Source organism: Campylobacter estrildidarum (assembly GCF_005406205.1).
GTDB classification, from domain to species: Bacteria; Campylobacterota; Campylobacteria; order Campylobacterales; family Campylobacteraceae; genus Campylobacter_D; species Campylobacter_D estrildidarum.
Window position 1 is genome coordinate 40,685 of the sequence record NZ_NXLZ01000004.1, and the last position, 16,073, is coordinate 56,757.

General features: G+C 29.5%; 18 protein-coding genes and 1 pseudogene. 13 read left to right on the forward strand and 6 right to left on the reverse strand.

The genetic code is table 11. The features are described 5' to 3' along the window. The 12 genes and pseudogenes from CQA69_RS03175 (at nt 1) to CQA69_RS03230 (ending at nt 11,856) form a co-directional block, all read left to right on the forward strand. The gene (locus CQA69_RS03175) at nt 1-768 is read left to right on the forward strand and encodes an HAD-IIA family hydrolase (protein WP_137620384.1); all 768 of its coding nucleotides are present in this window, start codon (nt 1-3) and stop codon (nt 766-768) included. Further along, nucleotides 756-1,010 (forward strand): annotated as a pseudogene (gene pheA / locus CQA69_RS03180) (chorismate mutase); the annotation flags it as partial. The gene CQA69_RS03175 and the pseudogene pheA, both read left to right, overlap by 13 nt. A 381-nt stretch (nt 1,011-1,391) precedes the next feature. Then, nucleotides 1,392-3,077: a flagellar basal-body MS-ring/collar protein FliF gene (fliF, locus tag CQA69_RS03185; protein ID WP_137620472.1), complete on the forward strand. Its 1,686-nt coding sequence runs from the start codon at nt 1,392-1,394 to the stop codon at nt 3,075-3,077. Continuing rightward, nucleotides 3,078-4,106, forward strand: coding sequence for a flagellar motor switch protein FliG (gene fliG, locus CQA69_RS03190; RefSeq protein ID WP_137620386.1), 1,029 nt, complete (start codon nt 3,078-3,080; stop codon nt 4,104-4,106). Between the two features lie 7 nt (nt 4,107-4,113). Further along, nucleotides 4,114-4,941 carry a flagellar assembly protein FliH gene (gene fliH, locus CQA69_RS03195; protein ID WP_137620387.1) on the forward strand — a complete coding sequence of 276 codons (828 nt, stop codon included), beginning with the start codon at nt 4,114-4,116 and terminating at the stop codon, nt 4,939-4,941. After that, complete coding sequence (dxs, locus tag CQA69_RS03200; RefSeq protein WP_137620388.1) at nt 4,934-6,775, forward strand: 1-deoxy-D-xylulose-5-phosphate synthase; 1,842 nt, start codon at nt 4,934-4,936, stop codon at nt 6,773-6,775. Before fliH ends, dxs begins: the two co-directional genes overlap by 8 nt. 146 nt (nt 6,776-6,921) lie before the next feature. Next, nucleotides 6,922-7,332: a peroxide-responsive transcriptional repressor PerR gene (perR, locus tag CQA69_RS03205; protein ID WP_137620389.1), complete on the forward strand. Its 411-nt coding sequence runs from the start codon at nt 6,922-6,924 to the stop codon at nt 7,330-7,332. A 45-nt stretch (nt 7,333-7,377) separates the two neighbouring features. After that, complete coding sequence (locus CQA69_RS03210) at nt 7,378-8,562, forward strand: CYTH domain-containing protein (protein WP_137620390.1); 1,185 nt, start codon at nt 7,378-7,380, stop codon at nt 8,560-8,562. Continuing rightward, on the forward strand, nt 8,562-9,269 hold the full coding sequence (gene ubiE, locus CQA69_RS03215) for a bifunctional demethylmenaquinone methyltransferase/2-methoxy-6-polyprenyl-1,4-benzoquinol methylase UbiE (RefSeq protein ID WP_137620391.1): 708 nt from the start codon (nt 8,562-8,564) through the stop codon (nt 9,267-9,269). The genes CQA69_RS03210 and ubiE overlap by 1 nt, the downstream gene beginning before the upstream one ends. Next, complete coding sequence (gene xseA / locus CQA69_RS03220) at nt 9,266-10,435, forward strand: exodeoxyribonuclease VII large subunit (RefSeq protein WP_137620392.1); 1,170 nt, start codon at nt 9,266-9,268, stop codon at nt 10,433-10,435. The genes ubiE and xseA overlap by 4 nt, the downstream gene beginning before the upstream one ends. 3 nt (nt 10,436-10,438) lie before the next feature. Beyond that, nucleotides 10,439-11,509, forward strand: a complete 1,071-nt coding sequence (serC, locus tag CQA69_RS03225) for a phosphoserine transaminase (protein ID WP_137620393.1) — start codon at nt 10,439-10,441, stop codon at nt 11,507-11,509. Beyond that, on the forward strand, nt 11,506-11,856 hold the full coding sequence (locus tag CQA69_RS03230; protein ID WP_137620394.1) for a RidA family protein: 351 nt from the start codon (nt 11,506-11,508) through the stop codon (nt 11,854-11,856). Before serC ends, CQA69_RS03230 begins: the two co-directional genes overlap by 4 nt. On the opposite strand, the gene CQA69_RS03235 is transcribed toward CQA69_RS03230, so the two are convergent. From CQA69_RS03235 to CQA69_RS03260, 6 genes are all read right to left on the reverse strand, one after another. Further along, nucleotides 11,857-12,837, reverse strand: coding sequence for a beta-ketoacyl-ACP synthase III (locus CQA69_RS03235; protein WP_137620395.1), 981 nt, complete (start codon nt 12,835-12,837; stop codon nt 11,857-11,859). It abuts the gene before it with no gap. Next, complete coding sequence (gene plsX / locus CQA69_RS03240) at nt 12,830-13,816, reverse strand: phosphate acyltransferase PlsX (RefSeq protein ID WP_137620396.1); 987 nt, start codon at nt 13,814-13,816, stop codon at nt 12,830-12,832. The genes CQA69_RS03235 and plsX overlap by 8 nt, the downstream gene beginning before the upstream one ends. A gap of 5 nt (nt 13,817-13,821) precedes the next feature. After that, the gene (gene rpmF, locus CQA69_RS03245; protein ID WP_002778205.1) at nt 13,822-13,968 is read right to left on the reverse strand and encodes a 50S ribosomal protein L32; all 147 of its coding nucleotides are present in this window, start codon (nt 13,966-13,968) and stop codon (nt 13,822-13,824) included. Nucleotides 13,969-13,989: 21 nt separating this feature from the next. Continuing rightward, nucleotides 13,990-14,349, reverse strand: coding sequence for a DUF177 domain-containing protein (locus CQA69_RS03250; protein ID WP_137620397.1), 360 nt, complete (start codon nt 14,347-14,349; stop codon nt 13,990-13,992). Next, entirely contained in the window at nt 14,350-14,763 is a 414-nt protein-coding gene (ndk, locus tag CQA69_RS03255; protein ID WP_137620398.1) for a nucleoside-diphosphate kinase, read from the reverse strand. A gap of 136 nt (nt 14,764-14,899) precedes the next feature. After that, nucleotides 14,900-15,184 (reverse strand): 4Fe-4S dicluster domain-containing protein, encoded by a 285-nt coding sequence (locus CQA69_RS03260; protein WP_137620399.1) that lies wholly within the window; start codon nt 15,182-15,184, stop codon nt 14,900-14,902. Nucleotides 15,185-15,461: 277 nt separating this feature from the next. Between CQA69_RS03260 and CQA69_RS03265 the strand changes: the two genes are divergently transcribed. Next, nucleotides 15,462-16,058 carry a peroxiredoxin gene (locus tag CQA69_RS03265; protein ID WP_137620400.1) on the forward strand — a complete coding sequence of 199 codons (597 nt, stop codon included), beginning with the start codon at nt 15,462-15,464 and terminating at the stop codon, nt 16,056-16,058. Nucleotides 16,059-16,073: the final 15 nt, after the last annotated feature.

Below are 16,073 nucleotides of genomic sequence, written 5' to 3' on the forward strand. Positions count from 1 at the left end.
ATGTTTTTTTTAGATGTTCAAGGAACGCTTATTTCAGATGTTGATAAATCTTTAATTTTCGGAGCTAAAGAATTAATTGATTTTTTAAATGCAAATAATCTTACTTATGTGATTATCACAAATAATACTAAAAAACTTGATTTTTTAGAAATTTTAAGACAAAAAGGTTTAAACATAAAAGATAATGCTTATCTTGATCCTTTTTATATCTTAAAAACTCTTTTTAAGCCTTGTAAAGTCGCTGCTTTTGGTGCTAATGAATTTTTGCAAAGTCTTGAAATGCTTGGCTTTAAGTTGGATTTTAAAAATCCAGAATTAGTTCTTATTGCTAGTTTTGATGATTTTAAATTTAATGATTTTGCCAGCATTATCGAAATGATTAAAAATGGAGTTAAGGTTGTGGCAATGCATGAAAGTAGCATTTATAAAAAGGATAACAAGTCTTATCCAGGAGTTGGAAGTATAATGGCTATGCTTAAAAATGCCATTCATTTTGAATACGATGTTGTGGGTAAGCCAAGTGTAATTTTTTACAATGAGGCATTAAAATTGTTAAAAATGCAAAATCAAAATGCTCGGTTTGAAGATATAAAAATAATCAGCGATGATTTTAAAGGGGATTTGCTTAAAGCAAAAGAATTAAATATGAAAACTTTTTTAGTTTTAAGTGGAAAATTAAATAATACTAAAGGTATTGATGTAAGCATTCTTGATGGAGTTTATCCTAGTGTTTTGGAAATTTTAAAGGAAGAGCAATGCTTGATTTAAAAGAACTAAGAGATAAAATTGATATAGTGGATGATAAAATTTTAGAGCTCTTAAATGAAAGAATGGCTTATGTTAAAAGCATAGGAGAGATTAAAAAAAGCCATAATAAAGAAATTTATTATCCTGAGAGAGAAAAAGCAATTCTTAATCGTTTAAAAAATAAAAATTTAAAAAATTTAGATCATGATGCAATAGAATTGATTTATGAAAAAATTTTTGCCGTTTCAAGAAATTTAGAGATAAAATAGCTTCTTAAATTTAAAAATCAAATTATTTCAATAAAAATTTGAAAGCTTTATTAAAATATTGCAATGATTTTATTTATGTAAATTTATGTTTTAGTATAAAAATGATAAAATTTCTAATAAAAAGAGCATAATAGCAATTAAGGAAACTTTTATAAATAGATAAATCATAGTAAAATTTGGTTTTGAATTTTGAAAAATTATTACATTTTTTATATAATTTTTACTGAATTTTAAAATAAAATTTCGGTTTATAGCTTAATTAAATATAAAAAATGATACAATATTAAGTTTTTGGACTTATCTTAAAAGAAGTATAAAGTTTTTAAGAAGTAATAATCATAGATTTGTAAGGGATGAGGACTAATGGAATTTAAAATGGATTTTAAAGAGATGTTGCATCAAGTTGGACAACTTTATCAAAAATTAACTCGCAAGCAACGTATAGTCATTGCCGCATCTATAGTTGTTGTGGTTGGATTTTTGGTATTTTTAACGCTATTTCGTGGAGGTGGAAGTGGTGCAAATGATGGTTATGCTATTTTAGTTGAGGATGTTAGCCCTAGTTCTTCTGCGGCAATTGTAGCCAAGCTCGAACAAAATAATATTCCTTATAAACTTGCTAGTGAAAATAAAATTTTAGTTCCCCAAGATCAAGTATATCGTCAAAGAATGTTTATAGCTAGTGAGGGTTTGATAAAAGATAGTCGTATAGGTTTTGAGGCTTTTGATCAACAACAATTTGGGGCGACTAATGAAGAGCAAAGAGTAAGATACCAAAGAGCTATTGAGGGTGAATTATCAAGGACTATTGAAACATTAGAACCAATCCGTAGCGCGGTTGTGCATATAGCTTTTCCAAAAGATACAGTTTTTACTGAAAGACAAATACCTCCAACTGCTTCAGTTGTGGTTAATGTTAAAGAAGGATTAAAACTTACTAGAAAACAAATCGATGGAATTAAAAATATAGTTTCAGCTGCAGTCCCTAAGCTTACAAAAGAAAATGTTAAAATCAGCGATCAAAGAGGTATTCCTTTAGATGAACAAGAAGCGTATGAAGATGATTTAGTGCGTGCTCAGATTAAATTTAAAAGCGATCAAGAAAAAGCATTAGAGGATAAAATTGTAGAAAATTTAGCTCCTTTCGCAGGTGGAACTGATAAAGTAAAAGTAAGTGTAAATATAGATTTTGATTTTTCTAAACAAGAATCTCAAAGTGAGATTTATGATCCAAATCCTGTTGTAAGAAGTGAACAGACTTTAAATGAGGAAAGAACTGGAAGAAAAGATCCAGAAATTCAAGGTGTTCCAGGTGCTGTTTCCAATATAGGTCCTGTTGAAGGACTTGATAATAAAGGGGAGATTGATACCTACAAAAAAAATCAAGTCACCACAAATAACGAGCTTTCAAAGACAGTTACCAATACCAAAAAACAATTTGCAACTATTCTTCGAACATCAGCGGCTGTAACTATTGATGGAAGATATGAGGATGTAGTCGACGCAAACGGAGAAGTTAAAAGCGAGTATGTTCCACTTACAAAACAAGAATTGGCTAGTATAGAAAGTATAGTTAAAAATACAATTAATTTTAATGCAACAAGAGGTGATAGCGTTGTAGTACAAAACTTGCCATTTCACCGCGAATCTATTCGAGTGGAAAGCAAAGTTAAAACCTTTTACAATCGTTTTGTTGAACCTTTTATTCCGCCTGTTAAGTATTTTATTGCAGCAATCTTACTTTTTATTTTTTACAAAAAGGTTATTACCCCTTTTATACAGAAAATGCTCGAAGATGTGGCTGCTCAAGAAGAGGCTCAAGAAGGAGGACTCAATGCCATTATTGATGATGCCGAAGATGCATTAGAGAAATTTAATGCAGCTAGAAAGAAAGTTGAAGAGCAACTTGGCTTTGGGGATAATTTCAATGAAGATTCTATTCAGTATGAGGTTTTACTTGAAAAATTACGTGGATTAGTAAGTGATAAAGGTGAAGAAATTGCTATTCTTTTGCAAAATTTAATTCAAAATGATAGTGAATTTAGCGAAAAGGACATATAAATGATAAAACTTAGCGAAGAACAAAAAATGGTCTATGATGATTTATCGATGCCTGAAAAAGTAGCGATATTTCTTATACAGCTTGGAGAAGATTCAACAACTTCAGTTTTTGCACATATGGAAATTGATGTTATTACGGAAATTTCTCGCTATATTGCTATGGCAAAAAATGTCGATAGAGCAGTAGCTACAGCAGTTTTAGAAGAATTTTATACCTTGCTTCAATCCAATCAATATATTAAAAGCGGTGGTTTGGAGTATGCTAAAGAAATCTTATTTCGTACTTTTGGTCCAGAAATTGCTAATAAAATTCTTGAAAAACTTACCAAAAGCATGGAAAATAATCAAAATTTTTCCTATTTGGCTCAAATTAAACCACAACAACTTGCAGATTTTATTGTGAAAGAACATCCACAAACTATCGCTCTTATTTTAGCACATATGGATTCAATCCACGCAGCTGAAACTTTAGAATATTTTAGTGATGAATTAAGGGCTGAAGTTGTAATAAGAATGGCAAATTTAGGAGATATTTCTCCAAGTATTATTAAAAGAGTTTCTGCTGTTCTTGAAAGCAAACTTGAAAGCCTTACTTCTTATAAAGTTGAGGTGGGCGGTCCAAGAGCGGTGGCTGAAGTACTCAATCGCTTAGGCCAAAAAGCAAGCAAATCTACCATAACCTACATTGAACAAAGTGACGAACGTCTTGCTGAGACTATTAAAGAACTTATGTTTACTTTTGATGATATCAGTAAACTTAGTACTAATGCAATTAGAGAAATTTTGAAAGTGGCTGATAAAAAAGATCTTATGATAGGACTTAAAGGAGCTAGTGAAGAATTAAAACAAAAATTCTTAGCAAATATGTCTTCGCGTGCGAGTGAAGCCTTTCTTGAAGAAATGGGATTTTTGGGGGCTGTGCGTGTAAAAGATGTGGAAGATGCACAAAGAAAAGTAGTTGAAGTGGTACAAAAATTAGCAGAGCAAGGTTTAGTGCAAACTGGCGATGCTGATGAGATGATAGAGTAGGTATAAAATGGCTAGTCGTAGTAATGTTATTTCAAACACAACTTCAGAGCAACATGTAGTTGAGGGTTATCATTTTAAAGTTATTTCTGAATTTGATAATATCGAGAAAAACTCTAATATGCAAACATCTAATGATGATAAAATTCTTAATTCCGTAAATGAACCCCAAGAGCAAGTTCAAGAAAAAACATCTGATTTAGAATCTGTAGTTAGCGAACCTAATATACCTACTTTTCAATCTAGTTTTGTAGAAGATCTACTTAAAAAAACAGATGAAATGTCGAGTAATATTATAAAACTTCAAATGCAAATAGAAAGTCAAGAAAATGAGTTCAATAATCGTTTGAATTCTGAACTTGAAAACGCTAAAGAAAAATTTTCAAAAGAAGGATATGAAAAAGCTAAAGTAGAATTTCAAAAAGAATTAGATGAATTAAAAGATAAATATTTAAAAAGTATTGCCAAGCTCGATGAAGCTTGTGTAAAATTAGATTCTTTTATAGAGAAAAATGAAAAAGAGCTTGCTGATACCGCTATAGATATAGCTAAAGAAGTCGTGATTAAAGAACTTGAGAATAATTCAAGTAAAATTGCATACGCTCTAGCACAAAATTTAGTGAGTGAGTTAAAAGGAGCAAGTTCTATTGAGATTAAAGTTAATTCTAGTGATTATGATTATCTAAAAGAACATTTTAGTGAGTTTTCTCATATAAAAATAAGTCTTGATGATGCTATTAGTAAAGGAAGTGTAATCATTTTAAGCGATAGTGGCAATATAGAATCTAATTTAAATTCTCGTCTTATAAAAATAAAAAAAATGGTAAATAATGAATAAAATTTTTTCTCATACTCAAATTGATTTAGAGTCTTTAAGTTTAGATGAGCTTGAAAATTTGGCTCAAAAAATCAGACAAGAGATTATAAAAGTTGTTTCTAAAAATGGGGGACATCTAAGTTCTAATTTATGTGCTGTAGAATTAACAATAGCTATGCATACGGTTTTTGATGCAAAAACAAACCCTTTTATTTTTGATGTTTCTCATCAATCTTACGCTCACAAGCTCTTAAGCGGAAAAGAAGAAATATTTCATACCTTAAGACAATTAGATGGTCTTAGTGGATACACAAAGCCTAGTGAAGGAGATTATTTTATAGCAGGGCATTCTAGTACTTCTCTTTCTTTGGCAGTTGGAGCTTGTAAAGCTATAGCTTTAAAGGGTGAAAAACGTATTCCTATAGCACTTATAGGTGATGGGGCTTTGAGTGCAGGAATGGCTTATGAAGCTTTAAATGAGCTAGGAGATTCTAAATTCCCTTGTGTTGTAATTTTAAACGATAATGAAATGAGTATTTCAAAACCAATAGGTGCTATTTCAAAATATCTTTCACAAGCAATGGCAACGCAATTTTATCAAAATTTTAAAAAGCGTGTAGCAAAAATGTTAGATAATTTACCTGATTCTGCAACCTATATGGCTAAGCGTTTTGAGGAAAGTTTTAAGCTTATTACTCCTGGACTTTTATTTGAAGAATTGGGACTTGAATATATAGGTCCAATTGATGGACATAATTTAGCAGAAATAATTTCTGCTTTAAAACAAGCAAAGGTGATGCAAAAACCTTGCGTGGTTCATGCTCAAACCTTAAAGGGTAAAGGTTATGCTTTAGCAGAAGGTCAGCATGCTAAATGGCATGGAGTGGGGGCGTTTAATATTGAAAGTGGAGAATCTTTAAAAAAAGGCGATTCAAAAAGTGCAACTGAAATATTTTCTCAAAAATTATTACAACTAGCCGAAAAATATCAAAACATTGTAGGTGTAACAGCTGCTATGCCTAGTGGAACAGGTCTTGATAAACTTATTGAAAAGTATCCTCAGCGATTTTGGGATGTGGCAATTGCTGAACAGCACGCCGTAACTTCTATGGCGGCTATGGCACGTGAAGGATTTAAACCTTTTATAACAATATATAGTACTTTTTTACAACGTGCTTATGATCAAGTAATCCACGATTGTGCCATTATGAATTTAAATGTTGTTTTTGCTATGGATAGAGCGGGTATAGTAGGTGAAGATGGAGAAACACATCAAGGTGTTTTTGATATAAGTTTTTTAGCTCCTTTACCTAATTTAAGCCTTATTGCTCCTAGAGATGAACAAATGATGGAAAATATTATGGAATATGCTTATTATCATCAAGGACCTTTAGCTTTACGCTATCCTAGGGGAAGTTTTATTTTAGATAAAGAATTCAATTCTTGTAAAATCGAATTAGCCAAAGCACAATGGTTGATAAAAAATGATAGTAATATTGCTTTTATAGGTTATGGTCAAGGCGTAGGAAAAGCTTGGCGAGTTTTAATAAAAATGCAAGAAATGGGGCGAGAAATAAATTTGATAGATTTAATTTTTGCTAAACCTTTAGATGAAGTGCTTTTGAAAGAGCTTGCCGATAAGAGTCGGCTTTGGTTTGTATTTAGCGAAAGTGTCAAAATTGGAGGTGTGGCAAGTTTACTACAAGCTTTTATGCAAAAATATGATTTAAATATTAAAATTATTTCTTTTGAATATGAAGATCAATTTATAGAGCATGGTAAGACAAACGAAGTTGAAAGAAAATTAGAACTTGATGAAGAAAGCATTTTTAAAAAAATACAAAAACATATTTAAACTCGTCTAGAACTCGTTTTGTTCAATTTTATCCTTATAAATCCAATTATTCTTTTATTATTTAATAAAAAATATTATTTAATATAAACTTTTTTTAATGAAAATTTTATTACTATTGTCTTTTTAAAACATTTAAGGATATTGATATGGAAATATTAAAAATGCTTAAAAAACACGATTTAAAAGCTACTCCGCAAAGATTGTGTGTTTTAAAAATTTTAAAAAGACATGAACACCCAAATATAGAAGAATTATATTCAGAAATTAAAAAAGAATATCCTTCTATATCGCTTGCTACGGTTTATAAAAATTTAAATACTTTACAAGAGCAAGGATTGGTTGTTGAAATTAATGCTTTAAATCAAAAAACTTGTTACGATATTTATGAGGAAGAACATATTCATATAGTTTGTTCCAAATGCGGAAATATAGAAGATTTAAGTTTTAAAGATATTAAGCTTGACGAATATCAAGAATTTTTAGAGAAAAAAATAGGAAATTTGATTAATCATTTATCAGTTTGTGCTTATGTGGATGGTTGTAAAAATTGTCATTAAGGAAAATAAAGTTAAAATAATCTATATATTTTAGAGGCTATTTTAATGGTTCATGAAATTCAAAAAAATTTTTTGCTTTCTGACGCTACTCTTTTAATGAATTTTCAAAAAGATGGAATTTTATTTAAAAGTTCTGAGTTTGAAATTTTTTATACCAAAATAACTTGTTCTAAGAGTATAAAATTTAAAAATATTGATGGTAGTTTTTATAAAGTTATTAGAATCAATGATGAAATTCTAGAGCAAAATTACGAAGAAAAAATATCCAAAAAAGAATTTATAAAAGCTCGTAAGAATCGTATAGGGAAAAGTATCAAAAAAAAGCGTTATGAATTTAAGTTTTGCTCTTTAAAAAGCTTTATTGATGTATATAGCAAGCCAGAAATTTGCATTTTAAAAGTTTTTTTCCCTACCTTAGAAGAAGCTCGTCGTTTTAGCTTACCGAATGAATTTAAAATTCAAAAAGAATTTGACTATATTTTAGATTCTAAGTTTATGATACTTTATGGATGTGATTTTTTTAAGTTTGATGTTGAAAAATATTTTAAAAAAATTGAAAAAAATCAGGATATAATTTTAAAATTTCCAAATTTAATTAATGCTTTTAAGGGATATAGAATTTTTTTATTTTATTTATTTAAAAAGCTGAAATTTTATTGGAATTTAGCTTTAGATAAGAAACAAAAGGAATATTTTTGTGAGTTTATTTCTTATGCTAATAAAATTCATGTTATTTTAGTTGCTGCAAGTGGAGTTTTTAATCAAAATTTGAGTAAAGATTTAATTTTTAGATTTAAAGATTTAATTGAAAAATTCAGTCATTTTTATAAACAAGATACATATGAAGATTTACTCTTATTTTTAAGCGGTGAATTTATACAAAGCTTATTTAGCGATTTTGATTTTTTTATAAAAGAGAATTCATTTTATGAAGGTGAGAAAAAAGATAAACTTTTTAAGCAAGCTATTGCGATAGAATTTAGAAAAAAATTAATTTTTTTTAAAAAGAATTTATTGAAAGATTTTGAAAAAAGTTTTTTAGAACTGGGTATTTTTTTAGAATACTTTTGTGATTTTTTTGATATAAAGTCTCTAAATAAATTATATAAAAAATACTTTATTTTAAAATCTAAAAAAGAAATTCTTTCTAAAATAGGAAATAAAAAAGAGAAATTTGATAAATTAATTTCTCGGTCAAGCAAAGAATTAAAAATTTACAAAGGGTGTTAATGCAAAAACAAGATAAAATCATAGAAATGTTTAATGAAATTGCCCCAAGCTACGACAAAGCCAATAGAATTTTAAGTTTTGGGGTTGATATAAGTTGGCGTAAATTCGCTTGTAAAAAGGTTTTAAAGTATTACAAACCTGATTTTATCAATATAGTTGATGTTGCTTGTGGAACGGGTGATATGATCGCTATATGGCAAGAAAAAGCTAAAATGCTTTCTAAAAATATTGCAAGCATTAAAGGCATTGATCCAAGCGAAGGTATGTTAGAAATTGCTAAGCAAAAATTTCTAAATATTGATTTTATACAAGCAAAGGCTCAAAATTTACCTTTAGAGAGTCAAAGCGTTGATATTGTAAGCATAAGTTATGGAATTCGCAATGTAGTAGAGAGAAAACAAGCTTTAAATGAATTTTTTAGAGTCTTGAAAAAAGGCGGAATTTTTGTTGTCTTGGAATTTACAAAAAGAGAAAAAGGCGGATTTATAGCAACTCTGAGGGATTTTTATTTGAAAAATATTTTGCCAACTTTAGGTGGAATTATCAGTAAAAATAAAAGCGCGTATGAGTATTTGCCTAATTCTATTGATGAATTTTTAAGCAAGGAAGAATTTATAAAAGAATTGAGTGACTCTGGTTTTGAAATGATAGATTTTAAAAGCTTTAGTTTCGGTGTTAGTTCAATGTTTATAGCTAAAAAATTATGACTCCAAGTGAATTAAATTTAAAAGCTAAGGCTTTATTAGAAACGCATTTTGTTGATATTGTGCTTAGTGGTGAAATTTCAAAAATTACTATACATGGTTCAGGACATTGGTATTTTGATTTAAAAGATGAAAAATCAAGCATAGCTTGTGTTATGTTTAAAAATAATAATTTAAAAGTTCATTTTAAGCCTGAAGTAGGGGATTTGCTAGAATTAGTTGGCAATGTTAGTTTATATCCTGAAAGTGGAAGGTATCAATTTGTTGCTAATAGTATGAAAAAATCTGGATTTGGTGATTTAGAAAGTCAATTCATTGCCCTAAAAGAAAAATTGCAAAAAGAGGGTATGTTTGATAGTATCCATAAAAAAGCTTTGCCTAAATTTCCAAAAAAAGTAGGAATCATGACTTCAAAAACTTCAGCGGCTTTGCAAGATATGTTAAAGCTTATTGATCAAAAAGAATATTTTTTGGCCAAAATTTATATTTTTAATGCTTTAACCCAAGGCAATACAGCACCAAACTCTTTAATCAATGCTTTAAGAAAAGCCGATGCTATGGATCTTGATATTCTTATTATAGCTAGAGGAGGTGGCAGTCGAGAAGATCTTTTTTGCTTTAATGATGAAAATTTAGCAAGAGAAATTTTTAAAGCTAAAACCCCTATTGTTTCAGCTATTGGACATGAGATTGATTATGTTATTAGTGATTTTGTTGCTGATTTTAGAGCACCAACTCCTTCGGCAGCGATAGATTTTTTATTTTATTCTAAGTTAGATTTAGAGCAAAATTTGGATCACTTAGAAGAAAATTTTAGAAAAACGATGAATCAAAAGATGCAAAATTACCAAGACTTGCTTTTAAATTTGTATCAAATTTTTAAAGCTAAATCTTTAAAAAAAACTATAGGGGATAAACAAGATCAAATTTCACTTTTAATGAAACAAATCAAGCTTTTAATTAAAAATAAATTAGAAAAAGCAAATTTAAAATTAGAAAAAATAGAAAATTCTTTTTTTCAGCATGAAAATTTTTTAAAAAAAAGTGAAAATTTAATTTCATTAAGTCAAAATGGTAAAATCGTAAAATTGCAAGATTTAAAAGATGGTGATACCGTGCTTTTAAGCTCTCAAACTGTGCAAAAACAAGCAAAAATTTTAGAGGAGTGAAAGATGAGAAAGATTAATTTTAGCGCAGGTCCTTCTACCTTGCCTTTGGAAATTTTAGAGCATGCAAGAAATGAATTATGTGATTATCAAGGCAAGGGATATTCTATTATGGAAATTTCACATCGCTCTAAAGTTTTCGAAGAAATACATTTTGGAGCTATGAAAAGAGCAAAAGAAATTTATGGTTTAGATGATGATTATGAAGTTCTCTTTTTGCATGGAGGCGCTAGTTTGCAATTTGCAATGATACCGATGAATTTATCTTTGGGTGGAATTTGTGAATATGCTAATACAGGGGTTTGGACGAGTAAAGCTATTAAAGAAGCTCAAATTTTAGGAGTCGATGTTAAGGTAGTTGCTAGCAGTGAAGATGATAAATTCAATCACATTCCAAATATTGATTTTAGTGATCATGCTGATTATGCTTATATTTGCTCTAATAATACTATTTATGGAACACAATTTAAAGATTATCCTAAAACAAAAAGTCCTTTGATTGTAGATGCATCAAGTGATTTTTTTTCTAAAAAAGTTGATTTTTCAAATATAGCTCTTTTTTATGGTGGAATACAAAAAAATGCTGGAATTTCTGGTTTGAGTTGTGTTTTTATACGTAAAGATATGATCGAAAGATCACGTCAAAAAAAATTAACTAGCATGCTTAAATATGCTATCCATGTTGAAAATCAATCTTTATATAATACGCCTCCAACTTTTGCTATTTATATTTTTGATTTGGAAACAAAATGGATTTTAAAACAAGGCGGACTTGATCAAATATATGATAGAAATTTAAAAAAGGCTATAATGCTTTATGATTGCATAGACTCAAGTGAAGGATTTTATCAAGGACATGCCTATAAAAAAGATAGATCTTTAATGAATGTTAGTTTTTCAATCAATAAAGACTTAGATCCTATTTTTGTTCAAGAGGCCGAAAAAGAAGGATTAATAGGTTTAAAGGGTCATAGAATTTTAGGTGGAATTAGGGCAAGTATTTATAATGCCATCACTTTAGAACAGGTGCAAATTTTATGCGAATTTATGAAAGAATTTAGAAGGAAATATCAATGATAAAACGTTATGATGAATGTCAAAGAATGTCCCAAGTTGTTGTTTATGATGGTTATTTTAAAACAGCAGGACAAGTAGCTTTTGATCCTAAAGGTGATATTAAAAAACAGACCCAAGAAGCTTTGCAAGAAATTGAACTTTTGTTTAAAAAAATAGGTGCCAATAAAAATTCTCTCATACAAATTCAAATATGGCTTGCTAATATGGATGATTTTGAAGCTATGAATGAAATTTATGATAAATGGATTAAAGATTACGCTAAACCTGTAAGAGCTTGCGTTCAAAGCACTTTAGCAGAAGGCTATCTTGTGGAAATTCAAGCTTTTGGAAAAATAAGTAATAATTAATTATTGCTTATAATTTTCTCCGCCAAATTTTAATAAAGCAGAGCCCCAAGTAAATCCTCCTCCAAAGGCATCAAGCAAGATCAAATCTCCTTTTTTAAGACGTCCTTCTTCATAGGCATCATTCATAGCCATAGGTATAGATGCTGCTGAAGTATTGCCGTATTTATGGACTGTAATAACACACTTTTCATCACTTAAATTTAGTCTCTCTTGAACAGCTTTGATTATGCGCAAATTAGCTTGATGAGGTATAAAAAGATCTATATCTTTAGAATCAATATTATTTTTTGCTAAAATATTAACAACATCATTGCTAAGCGTTTGCACTGCTATTTTAAAAACTTCATTTCCTTTCATTTGCATTATTAGAGGATGGCAAATGCTAGATTTTTGGGCTCTTTGAGTCATTAAAAGATTTCCAAAATTACCATTGCTTGCCGTATGGATATCAAGGATGGTATTTTGATCATCAAGACTTATAACTCCAGCTCCGGCGCCATCTCCAAAAAGGATACACATGCTTCTATCGCTATAATCAATAATAGAACTTGTTTTTTCTGTTCCTATAATAAGAACATTTTTTTTAAGACCACTTTCTACAAAAGCTTTAGCTTGCTCTAATAAATAAATAAATCCAGTGCAAGCAGCTGAAACGTCAAAGGCTGTAACATCTTTAAGTCCTAAATTTGCAGCAATTTTACAAGCTGTAGATGGCATGGTAAAATAATCAGGGCTTAAAGTTGCAACGAGTAAGGCATCAATATCCTCGATTTTTAAATTTGCTCTTTCGACAGCTTTTATAGCTGCTTTTGTTCCTAAATCACTAGCTTGCTCATCATCATTAGCAATTCTGCGTTCTTTGATTCCAGTGCGTTTAACAATCCATTCATCGGTTGTATCTACCATTTTTTCAAGATCAGAATTACTTAAAATTTTATTAGGTATATAAGAAGCTATACTTTTTAAACTTGCTTTAGGCATTGTATTTCTCTAATTCATTTTCTATTAAGGTGTTAATATTGGATTTCTCAAAATTAATCGCTTGAAAAATAGCATTTTTAATTGCTCTAGCATCACTTTTTCCATGACTAATGATCACGCAACCATTGACTCCTAGCAAAGGTGCTCCTCCATATTCTTGCCAATCCATATGTTTTTTAAGTTTTTTAAAGCAAGGTTTCATCATCAAAGCACCTATTTTTGCAAAAATTGATTGTCGAATTTCCTTTTTTAAAATTTGAAAAATAGCTGTTGCTGCACCTTCGCATGCTTTTAAAATTACATTGCCATTAAATCCATCACAAATTAAAATATCAATTTCTCCATTAAAAATATCTCTACCTTCAGCATTTCCGATAAAATTTGGAATTTGTTTCATCATTTGATGTGCTTCTTTTGTGAGTTCATTTCCTTTGCATTCTTCTTCTCCATTGGATAACAATGCTAAGCGAGGTTTAGAAATTTTCATTAATTCTTTAGTGTAGATATCTCCCATAATGGCAAATTGAAATAAATGTTCAGCTTTGCAGTCTGTGTTTGCTCCAACATCTAAAAAAAGAGTTTTACTGACTACATTTGGCATTAAAGTAGCGATTGCGGGTCTTAAAATCCCTTTTAATCTTCCAAGCCTTAAAGTGGCTAAAGACATGCTCGCCCCACTATGGCCAGCTGAAACAACAGCTTTAGCTTTACCATTTTTGACTAATTCTATGGCTTTGTAAATTGTAGTATCTTTGCGTTTTAAAGCTTCAGTTGCATTTTCATCCATAGAAAAAACTTCACAGGCTTCTTCGTATCGGATATATTGTTCAAAATCTTTTGGAATTAGAGGTTTTAAAATTTTAGAATCACCTACAAGTATAGCATTAAAAGGTTTTTCCTTTAATGCTTCAATAACGCCTTCTATAATAGGCTTTTCTCCAAAATCTCCCCCCATTGCATCAATAGCAATGCTTATCATTGATTTTAATATTCCTTAGTATTTGGGTTTGCACGATGTGGCATTTTATAACTGCCGTCTTTATCTTTTATAGGCATAGGAAGGCTAACTTTATAGTGAGTTCTTCTTTTTGCTGCGCGAGTTTTACTTACTCTTCTCTTAGGTACTGCCATTTTATCTCCTTTTTAATTTAATTAATTTTTATTTTTACAGTGATTACAATAAAAATAATCACTCAAATAAGCCTCAAGTTCACTAATTGCAACTTCTATTAAGTCTATTTGCCCATCGAAAAATTCTATGGTATTGCTTAATTCATTATTTTCATCTTTAAAAATACCATCACTTGCAAAAAGCTCTAGATTTTCATTAATAGAAAGTTCTAATTCTTCACCACAGCTATCACAAGGTCTATAAACAAAACCTTGCATCGTTGCACTTATTTTAACAAGTTTTGTATTTATTTTTGCTAAATTTCCTTCAAAAATTATATTTTCAAGATTAAGTTTAAAAGGATAGTTTGTATTATTAATCTTTGAAAAACTAATTTTCATTTAGCAAATTTCGTTTGATTTAAAGAAAAACTCGATTTCGTTTTTCGCATTTTCCAAGCTATCACTTCCATGAACAGCATTTGCATCAATGCTTTGTGCAAAATCTGCTCTAATGGTACCTGATTTAGCTTCTTTTGGATCAGTTGCTCCCATTAGTTCTCTATTTTTTAAGATAGCATTTTCACCTTCTAATACAGAAACAACAACAGGACCGCTGATCATAAAATTCACTAAATCTTTAAAAAAAGGTCTTTCTTTATGAATAGCATAAAAATTTTCTGCTTGTTCGCTTGTAAGTTGAATTTTTTTTAATGCAATAATTTTAAGTCCATTGCTTTCAAAACGATCTAAAATTTTACCTATAAGACTTTTTTTAACAGCATCTGGTTTAATAATTGATAAAGTTCTTTCCATGATAAACTTACTCCTAAAATAATACCAAAATAATTAAGATTTATTTTTATTATACTAAGCAAAGCTGAAATTATACTGGATTTTTTTTAAAAAAAATTAAAGAAAAGCTAGCAAGAACTAGCTTTTTTATTATAGATTAAGCAAAAACAGGAGTGTCGCCATTTCTCATATCTGAACCGATATTATCACGACTTGGTTGTCCAGAAGCAACTTCACTCCATACTATACAACCATCAGTTGGGCAAGCACTTGCACAGGCTGGCTGATCATTATGACCTACACATTCAACACATTTATTTGCATAAACATAATAACTATCTTGTCCATCTGGATTGTTAGCATCATCAACAATAGCACTAACAGGACACTCATCAATACAAGAACCACAAGCAATACAAATATCTGTAATTTTTACTGCCATTTTCTCTCCTTTTAATAATTGTTTATGATTTTTCAAAACTCAAATATTCTACCATTAGTATTCTTAAAAAAACTAAAATTTTGATAATCAATAAAATATATATTTTGATAAAATATTGATTTGCAATGTATATATTGTTTATGGTTAGAGTTTTCGGAATAGTATATGATATTAAAGTTAATAAAATTTTATAGTTTATGTTAAAATTTTAAAATCTTTTAAAGATTTAAACGATATAATTTAGCCGTAAATAAAATTTATTATTTGGGAGAAGACAATGATAGTTACAAAAAAAGCTTTAGATTTTACTGCTCCAGCAGTATTAGGTAATAATGAAATTGTTCAAGATTTTAATCTTTATAAAAATATAGGACCAAAAGGTGCAGTTGTATTTTTTTATCCAAAAGATTTTACCTTTGTATGTCCTTCAGAAATTATCGCTTTTGATAAAAGATATCAAGAATTTAAAGATCGTGGTATTGAAGTTATTGGAATTTCAGGAGATAACGAATTTTCTCATTTTGCTTGGAAAAATACCCCGATTAATCAAGGTGGTATCGGTCAAGTTAAGTTTCCACTTGTTGCAGATTTAACAAAACAAATTGCTAGAAATTTCGATGTTCTTTACGCTGAAGCAGTAGCACTTAGAGGTTCTTTTTTATTGGATGCTGATGGAACAGTTCGTCATGCAGTGATTAACGACTTGCCATTAGGTAGAAATATTGATGAAATGATTAGAATGGTAGATACTATGCTTTTCACAAATGAACACGGAGAAGTTTGTCCTGCTGGTTGGAATAAAGGCGATGAAGGTATGAAAGCCAACCCTAAAGGTGTTGCCGAGTATCTTAATAAAAATGAAAACAAGTTATAATTAATAACATCTCTC

Coding starts and splice junctions, on each gene's coding strand:
- CQA69_RS03230 (WP_137620394.1), top strand. CDS start 11,506: ATGATAAAACGTTATGATGAATGTCAAAGAATGTCCCAAGTTGTTGTT.
- dxs (WP_137620388.1), top strand. CDS start 4,934: ATGAATAAAATTTTTTCTCATACTCAAATTGATTTAGAGTCTTTAAGT.
- CQA69_RS03210 (WP_137620390.1), top strand. CDS start 7,378: ATGGTTCATGAAATTCAAAAAAATTTTTTGCTTTCTGACGCTACTCTT.
- fliG (WP_137620386.1), top strand. CDS start 3,078: ATGATAAAACTTAGCGAAGAACAAAAAATGGTCTATGATGATTTATCG.
- ubiE (WP_137620391.1), top strand. CDS start 8,562: ATGCAAAAACAAGATAAAATCATAGAAATGTTTAATGAAATTGCCCCA.
- rpmF (WP_002778205.1), bottom strand. CDS start 13,968: ATGGCAGTACCTAAGAGAAGAGTAAGTAAAACTCGCGCAGCAAAAAGA.
- plsX (WP_137620396.1), bottom strand. CDS start 13,816: ATGATAAGCATTGCTATTGATGCAATGGGGGGAGATTTTGGAGAAAAG.
- CQA69_RS03265 (WP_137620400.1), top strand. CDS start 15,462: ATGATAGTTACAAAAAAAGCTTTAGATTTTACTGCTCCAGCAGTATTA.
- CQA69_RS03260 (WP_137620399.1), bottom strand. CDS start 15,184: ATGGCAGTAAAAATTACAGATATTTGTATTGCTTGTGGTTCTTGTATT.
- fliH (WP_137620387.1), top strand. CDS start 4,114: ATGGCTAGTCGTAGTAATGTTATTTCAAACACAACTTCAGAGCAACAT.
- fliF (WP_137620472.1), top strand. CDS start 1,392: ATGGATTTTAAAGAGATGTTGCATCAAGTTGGACAACTTTATCAAAAA.
- perR (WP_137620389.1), top strand. CDS start 6,922: ATGGAAATATTAAAAATGCTTAAAAAACACGATTTAAAAGCTACTCCG.
- CQA69_RS03250 (WP_137620397.1), bottom strand. CDS start 14,349: ATGAAAATTAGTTTTTCAAAGATTAATAATACAAACTATCCTTTTAAA.
- CQA69_RS03175 (WP_137620384.1), top strand. CDS start 1: ATGTTTTTTTTAGATGTTCAAGGAACGCTTATTTCAGATGTTGATAAA.
- serC (WP_137620393.1), top strand. CDS start 10,439: ATGAGAAAGATTAATTTTAGCGCAGGTCCTTCTACCTTGCCTTTGGAA.
- CQA69_RS03235 (WP_137620395.1), bottom strand. CDS start 12,837: ATGCCTAAAGCAAGTTTAAAAAGTATAGCTTCTTATATACCTAATAAA.
- xseA (WP_137620392.1), top strand. CDS start 9,266: ATGACTCCAAGTGAATTAAATTTAAAAGCTAAGGCTTTATTAGAAACG.
- ndk (WP_137620398.1), bottom strand. CDS start 14,763: ATGGAAAGAACTTTATCAATTATTAAACCAGATGCTGTTAAAAAAAGT.